The following is a 5,476-nucleotide window of genomic DNA, read 5'->3' as shown; positions in this document are numbered from 1 at the left end:
AAGCAGAATATCGTCAATATTCCAGATCGGGCTCCTGTGGGATGACTGAATTCTACAAAATGACCCGAAATTGCCTCAAGTGTGAGAAATCCGCGTCGACATAGACCAGCGTTCCCTTCTGGCACCGACGTTCGATCACGCCCGAAAGGTGATCGTTGAAAGAGACGACACGGTGCCACTGGGTTTTTTCCCGGCGCTCACCGCTGGCGCGATCGGTCCAGGTTTCACTTGTCGCCACGCCGAAGGATGCGATTTTGCCCTCCCCTTCCCTGCGTGCGGCAAGATCCGGATCCCGGCCCAGGTGACCGATGATGATGGCGCGATTGACTGACTGGCTCATGGTCTTGTTCCTTTTTTCCTTCCTGGTCGTCTCCGGCCCCTGCCGGATCTCTGACCTGGTGCGGTCGCGCGGAAGCGGGCCACAGGCGGCGGGCGCAACCCCTCGGGGCGGCAGTGGTGCGGAAGCCGCGCATGCGGCTTCACGGTGCCGTCCCGACCGCAGGCCTGGGGGTTGCGCCCGACGACGACCGCTTCAGACCGCAGAAACCAGGTCAGAGACCCGGCAGGGGCCGAAGTCATGCTTTTGGATTTTGAATTTTGATTTCTGTTTTATTTTTCTATTTCGCTCATAATCGTGTCATTTATTCTTGTACAATTATGATAGTCGTCCTAGAATTTCCCTGTCTCTACATTGGGAGTTCATCATGGCGGTGATTACTGCGTCGGAAGGACGCATCACCCTGAAGGCCGACTTTCATCCCGAACTGGCAATCCAGGCCCGGCGTTACAGGGGACGATTTCTCGGCAAGGAAATCGGCTGGTCCTTCCTCCCCGACCATGAGCAGGCGATCCGCCAGATCTGCCAGACCCTGTATGGCGTGGATGGCACGCCAGATGCATGGAATGACTGCTGCACCGTGCAGGTCGAAGTCGACGAGCAGGATGTCCGGGCACCGCTGTGGCGCCAGTTCAACGCCGATATTTACCTCGGTGGCCGTCACGTTGTGGGCGTTTTTGGTCCACGGCAGGCAGTTCGCACCGGCAGGGGCATAAAATTCCTGCGCGGCCAGCCGCATTGCGCCGCCCGGATCGGCGCCTACCACATGGAGGTACCCACCGGCAGCGTTCTGGAAATCCGGAAATATCCGCGTGCCGCACTGGCGTTCCTGGGCCGGTGCCTCGACGGGCATGGCTCCTGGCGCATAGCCCAGGGCTAGAGCAGCCCGAGTTGCACGGTGGGCACGGGTGCATCCGCTGCCGTCGCTGTTCCGCCATGCTTTGCCTGCAGACGGGCCAGCTCCGCTTTCTCGCGCGCAACCTGTTCCTCGCGGGCACGGGTCGTCCATGCCTCGACCAGCAGGTTTTCCCGAACGCGCAGCCTGATTTCCTTCTCTACATCCGACCAGACAAAAGTCGGGTCGCCCCAGCAGGGATATCGCGCAACCTGATCGAGGAAATCGCGCCGTGTGGCTGCATTGTCGAACCATGTCTGCGCGAAGCCGGTCCGATTATAATGCGCGATAAATCCGAACATATTGCTCAGCCGGTTATACAGGGCCGGTGTAAATTTTTCTGCAGGCATTCCGAGTGCAATGAACCGCAGGATCGCATTACCAAGCTTTGCCTTTTGCTGGGCCGTCGCCCATTGGGTGGGTTTCAGGACAGCCGGGTCGAAAGGCGGGACCCGAAGCCGCTCACACAGGATCGGCCCCGCCGTCATGACACCTGGCTCCGGCATCGATAGCCGTTATGAAAGCGGCTCACATCCGGCAGATCAGGATAATGCCCCTCGCCCAGGCCCTCTTCACTCATCCTTTCCAGATAACGCACCGCCACGGTCACACGTCGGGCACTGGCGAGGCTGCGCAATACGACCAGATCCGAGCGGCCTCGCATATAACGATCTTCCCGGAGACCGGTGACGGGGTTCAGCGCAGCCGCCCCCATCGTGGCGTTCAGAAAGCATTCCACGATCCACGGCCGGGTCCGATAGGGACGCCCCGAAACAGGAGCCGGAAGACGGAAGATGGTTCCACTGGCAATGGTCCCGACCCGGAGCGGGTTATTACCGCCCTGAAATGGAGACGTATAATACTGGCGGATCATGCCACGTCTCCTTTGCAGGACGCCATGTTTCCGGCATCGGTTGCGGATCGTCCATGCAGGATCCGCGCGCCATCAGCGTCGTTATCGACCATGAGAACCCATCTGTCGGTCCCCAGGGCGCCAGTGCGGTAAGCCGCATCAAAGCCACGTGGCTTACGATCGCCCCGACGGATATGCACACTGATGGAAAACGAGCGCCCGGGATGCGCGCCGGCGGTCCTCTCACCGTAAAGCGTTACGGCAGTCGAGATTTCCGCGAGCGTCCGGGCTTCTGTCATCCCCCGTGCACCAAGGTGTTCCATCGGCAGCGCCTTAAGGATGGTGCAGCCGTCGGAACGGATGCGCACGGCGGGAGTGGCAATCAGGGCAAAGACTGGCATGATGAACTCCATCACTCAGCGCGCCCTTGCGGGCGCATATATTTTCAGGGTTGGGTTTCAGGCGGCAGACGCCACGTCCTCGACGGATGGCTGACGTGTCGATGAGCTGAAAATGTATTGGGCCGCGGCTGAAGCAGCACTCGCTGCGGTGAAAATGGCGCGCTTGTCAGCCATCAGCAGTGCCAGCCAGTTCCCGATGTAATCAGCATGGCGGACCGTCGGCTCGATCTGCAGTTCCGCGCATACGAAAGCTGATGTCATCTCTGCGACCAGTTCCTCGGCCGCGTAGGCATGGTCCCCAAACCGCCTGCCGAAGGTGCGCGACAGCCGGCTTTCGGCCCCGGTCCAATGCCCGATCTCGTGAAAGACGGTTCGGTACCAGTCGATCTGGTTGAAATAGGACTGCTGGGGCGGAACCCGGATGAAATCCGCATCCGGGGCATAAAATGCCTTGTCGCCGCCGATACGGATGTCCGCCCCGGTTTCGCGCATCAGCGCTTCCGCGTGCGGCACGATTTCGCGTTCCGGCAACGGCGCGGTCGGCGCGACCATGTTCTCCGGCAGGTTCTCGCACTGGTCAACGTTGAACACCGTAAACCGCTTTAGAAACGGGATCTGGCGTGGCTCGTCGGAGCCCGATTCCGATTTTGGCGTGAAACGGTCAGCATAAAACACCGTCGTCCCCTTCTCGCCTTTCCTGACATTGCCGCCCTGCGCATGCGCCTGGCGGAACGTCAGCCATTTCTGGGTAGAAAACCCCTGCGTCTCTACCGAACCCCACAGCATCAGGATGTTGATCCCGGAATAGGCCCGGTCGGTCGCGGCATTACGCGGCAGGGCAAGGCCGCATTTCGTGCGGCTCCACGGGCAGACCCATGGCACGGTTCCTGCTTCAAGTTCGCGGATGATGCGGTCAGTGACGGACTGGTGGATGTCGGTACGTTCGGTTCTGGCCATGATCAGTCTCCAGAAAATGCAGACGCCGCCCCGAAGGGCGGCGCGGATGGCAAGGGTGGTGTCACCTGAGATCGATGATGCCCGTGCACGGATCGAGGAAGACGTCGGGCAGCAGGAGGAAAGTGACCATGGAGGCCGTCCAGAGGAGCACGATAGCGACGAATTTGGCGATTTCGACGGCAGGGCGGGACGGCGGCGCGATGCGGTTCTGTGCCATTTCCAGATCCTTTTTTCGGGGGTTTCGACCCCTTCCGGCGACCGCAGGGCAGACTGGCGGGCAAGGGCGCCGCACAGCGGCGGCACCGGAGCCGCGCACAGATGGCGCAGCCATCGCGCACGGCGAGGAGCCACCCCTTGCGCGGCAGGCTGAACTGTGGTGCCGATCCTCCCTATATTTGTTTTTTATTTATTATAATTATTTTATATTATCTTGCTTTATACAAACATCTCGGAGAATTATTAAAAAGTACTATATTTTATATTTGTAAAAGTTTCTGTTTCTCTGCTTGCAAACACGGTTCACATGCATGTCCTAATGGACCCTCTCAAAGCTACGCCGTATATTCATTGATGCGAATGGCGTCATCAACGGCGTCATCGGAAGATTTGTAATCCCATGCTGTTTCGAGAGAGCGATACAACCATCGTGCAAGATCACGAATGACATCAGAGAGTATCTGCGCGGCGTCTTCTGTCATTTCGAAACCGGTCTGACTTTTACGTATCACAGTGACGATCATTGTAAATTCGTGATAATAGGGCCCGGTGTGGCTAATCCGGGCGATTAGCTGGTAGAAATTCCGTCTCTGGATCTGCGCCAGGGTGTCATCAATCGCGTGGAGTTGCGTACGGGCTACGTCACGGCCAGTATTCCAGAAGTCTTCTGTTATTCTGAAAGTTTGCCATAAGCGGGATCGAGGCTTCGATGAATGGGCTGCGCCCGTCCCGTCCAGGGCTGGGGGCGGATTTCCTTCAGCCAATCAACGAAACTCGGAATAAATCCAAAGTCCTCGCGCATATGCTGCTCGGCGATCAGCCGCACCGGAACAACCCGCCCGGTGGAAATTGTCAGCACAACGCCAAAAAGTCTCTCAGCGAGGAAGATTCCTTCCGCGTGATGTCTTAGCGCACGATGCCGAAAATCGGCCGAAATCAATTTCGATTCGTCGAACCAGGCATGGATAGGCAGGAAGTCATCAGCCGTACCTCCCCACTGCCGCACCGACGAGAGAGCATGATAATAACTATGCGCCATTTCAGGCCTCCTCTATCCAGCTATGCTCGGAATATTCAGTGGACATATATCGTCCGTTAAATTCGAGCGTCAGCGTTCTGTTGGCCACGTCAAACCTGAAGTCGCCAAAAGCACCCTCATTGTTTTCCCAACCACCGTTGGTCTCGGCCAGTGCGGCGTAACAGACCTGTTCGATGACATCCCGCAGGGGATTACGTTCCGAGACAATCTCGCAATCAGTCCACCTCGCCGTCACCGCATCGACAAGGACGTCGAGCCGTGAATCCTCCCCTTCAGGCACAACAGCAATCAGAGGTGGTCCCCATTTTTCGGACAGGGCGATAAGCTATCATCTGGCCTGAACGAGGACGGGTTTTATGGGCAAGGTTACGCGGAAGAGGTATGCGGCAGAGTTCAAGTCACGGGTTGCGCTGGAGGCGATCCGTGGGGAACTGACGCTGGCGGAACTGGCTTCGAAACATGGGGTACATCAGACGATGATCGCCCAGTGGAAACGGCAGGCGATCGAGGGGATGGCGGCGACCTTTTCCGGGAAGACGGTGGCTGAGCCCCCGGTCAGCCCAGCTGACGTGGAGAAACTGCACGCGAAGATAGGCGAACTTCTCGTGGAACGGGATTTTTTACGCGATGCCTCTGCTCGGTTGGGCGTGATCAGAGGCGGCAGATGATTGACCCGAAAAGAGCATGCCTGCCGATAATCCGGCAATGCACGCTGCTGCAACTCAACCGGTCGGGCGTCTACTATCGGCCTGTGCCACAGAGCGAAGCCAATCTGGAG

At 58.3% G+C, this 5,476-nt stretch carries 10 protein-coding genes and 1 pseudogene; 2 read left to right on the top strand and 9 right to left on the bottom strand.

Translation table 11 applies throughout. From position 1 onward, the window contains the following. Positions 1–52 precede the first annotated feature (52 nt). Entirely contained in the window at positions 53–340 is a 288-nt protein-coding gene (ssb, locus tag CFR71_RS15145) for a single-stranded DNA-binding protein (protein WP_239020451.1), read from the bottom strand. Between the two features lie 364 nt (positions 341–704). Between ssb and CFR71_RS15140 the strand changes: the two genes are divergently transcribed. Then, positions 705–1,217, top strand: coding sequence for a hypothetical protein (locus CFR71_RS15140; protein WP_087609028.1), 513 nt, complete (start codon positions 705–707; stop codon positions 1,215–1,217). On the opposite strand, the gene CFR71_RS15135 is transcribed toward CFR71_RS15140, so the two are convergent. From CFR71_RS15135 to CFR71_RS15105, 8 genes are all read right to left on the bottom strand, one after another. After that, entirely contained in the window at positions 1,214–1,720 is a 507-nt protein-coding gene (locus tag CFR71_RS15135) for a hypothetical protein (protein ID WP_087609029.1), read from the bottom strand. The genes CFR71_RS15140 and CFR71_RS15135 overlap by 4 nt on opposite strands. Beyond that, positions 1,717–2,106 (bottom strand): hypothetical protein, encoded by a 390-nt coding sequence (locus CFR71_RS15130; RefSeq protein WP_087609030.1) that lies wholly within the window; start codon positions 2,104–2,106, stop codon positions 1,717–1,719. Before CFR71_RS15130 ends, CFR71_RS15135 begins: the two co-directional genes overlap by 4 nt. Next, positions 2,103–2,486 carry a hypothetical protein gene (locus CFR71_RS15125; protein ID WP_239020450.1) on the bottom strand — a complete coding sequence of 128 codons (384 nt, stop codon included), beginning with the start codon at positions 2,484–2,486 and terminating at the stop codon, positions 2,103–2,105. The genes CFR71_RS15130 and CFR71_RS15125 overlap by 4 nt, the downstream gene beginning before the upstream one ends. Positions 2,487–2,543: 57 nt before the next feature. Continuing rightward, positions 2,544–3,443, bottom strand: coding sequence for an ArdC family protein (locus CFR71_RS15120; protein ID WP_110532146.1), 900 nt, complete (start codon positions 3,441–3,443; stop codon positions 2,544–2,546). A 61-nt stretch (positions 3,444–3,504) separates the two neighbouring features. Continuing rightward, complete coding sequence (locus CFR71_RS16655) at positions 3,505–3,660, bottom strand: hypothetical protein (RefSeq protein WP_010512122.1); 156 nt, start codon at positions 3,658–3,660, stop codon at positions 3,505–3,507. Positions 3,661–3,994: 334 nt separating this feature from the next. Further along, positions 3,995–4,183: a hypothetical protein gene (locus tag CFR71_RS15115; RefSeq protein WP_110532144.1), complete on the bottom strand. Its 189-nt coding sequence runs from the start codon at positions 4,181–4,183 to the stop codon at positions 3,995–3,997. A 146-nt stretch (positions 4,184–4,329) separates the two neighbouring features. Then, positions 4,330–4,698 carry a DUF6915 family protein gene (locus tag CFR71_RS15110; RefSeq protein ID WP_110532142.1) on the bottom strand — a complete coding sequence of 123 codons (369 nt, stop codon included), beginning with the start codon at positions 4,696–4,698 and terminating at the stop codon, positions 4,330–4,332. A gap of 1 nt (position 4,699) precedes the next feature. Then, entirely contained in the window at positions 4,700–4,978 is a 279-nt protein-coding gene (locus tag CFR71_RS15105) for a DUF6878 family protein (protein WP_239020449.1), read from the bottom strand. Between the two features lie 76 nt (positions 4,979–5,054). Between CFR71_RS15105 and CFR71_RS15100 the strand changes: the two are divergent. After that, a pseudogene (locus CFR71_RS15100) lies at positions 5,055–5,476 on the top strand (transposase); the annotation flags it as partial.

This window comes from Novacetimonas pomaceti, from assembly GCF_003207955.1.
Lineage (GTDB): Bacteria > Pseudomonadota > Alphaproteobacteria > Acetobacterales > Acetobacteraceae > Novacetimonas > Novacetimonas pomaceti.
Note: the sequence above shows the minus strand (reverse complement) of the source record. Positions and strands in the feature narration are given on the sequence as shown.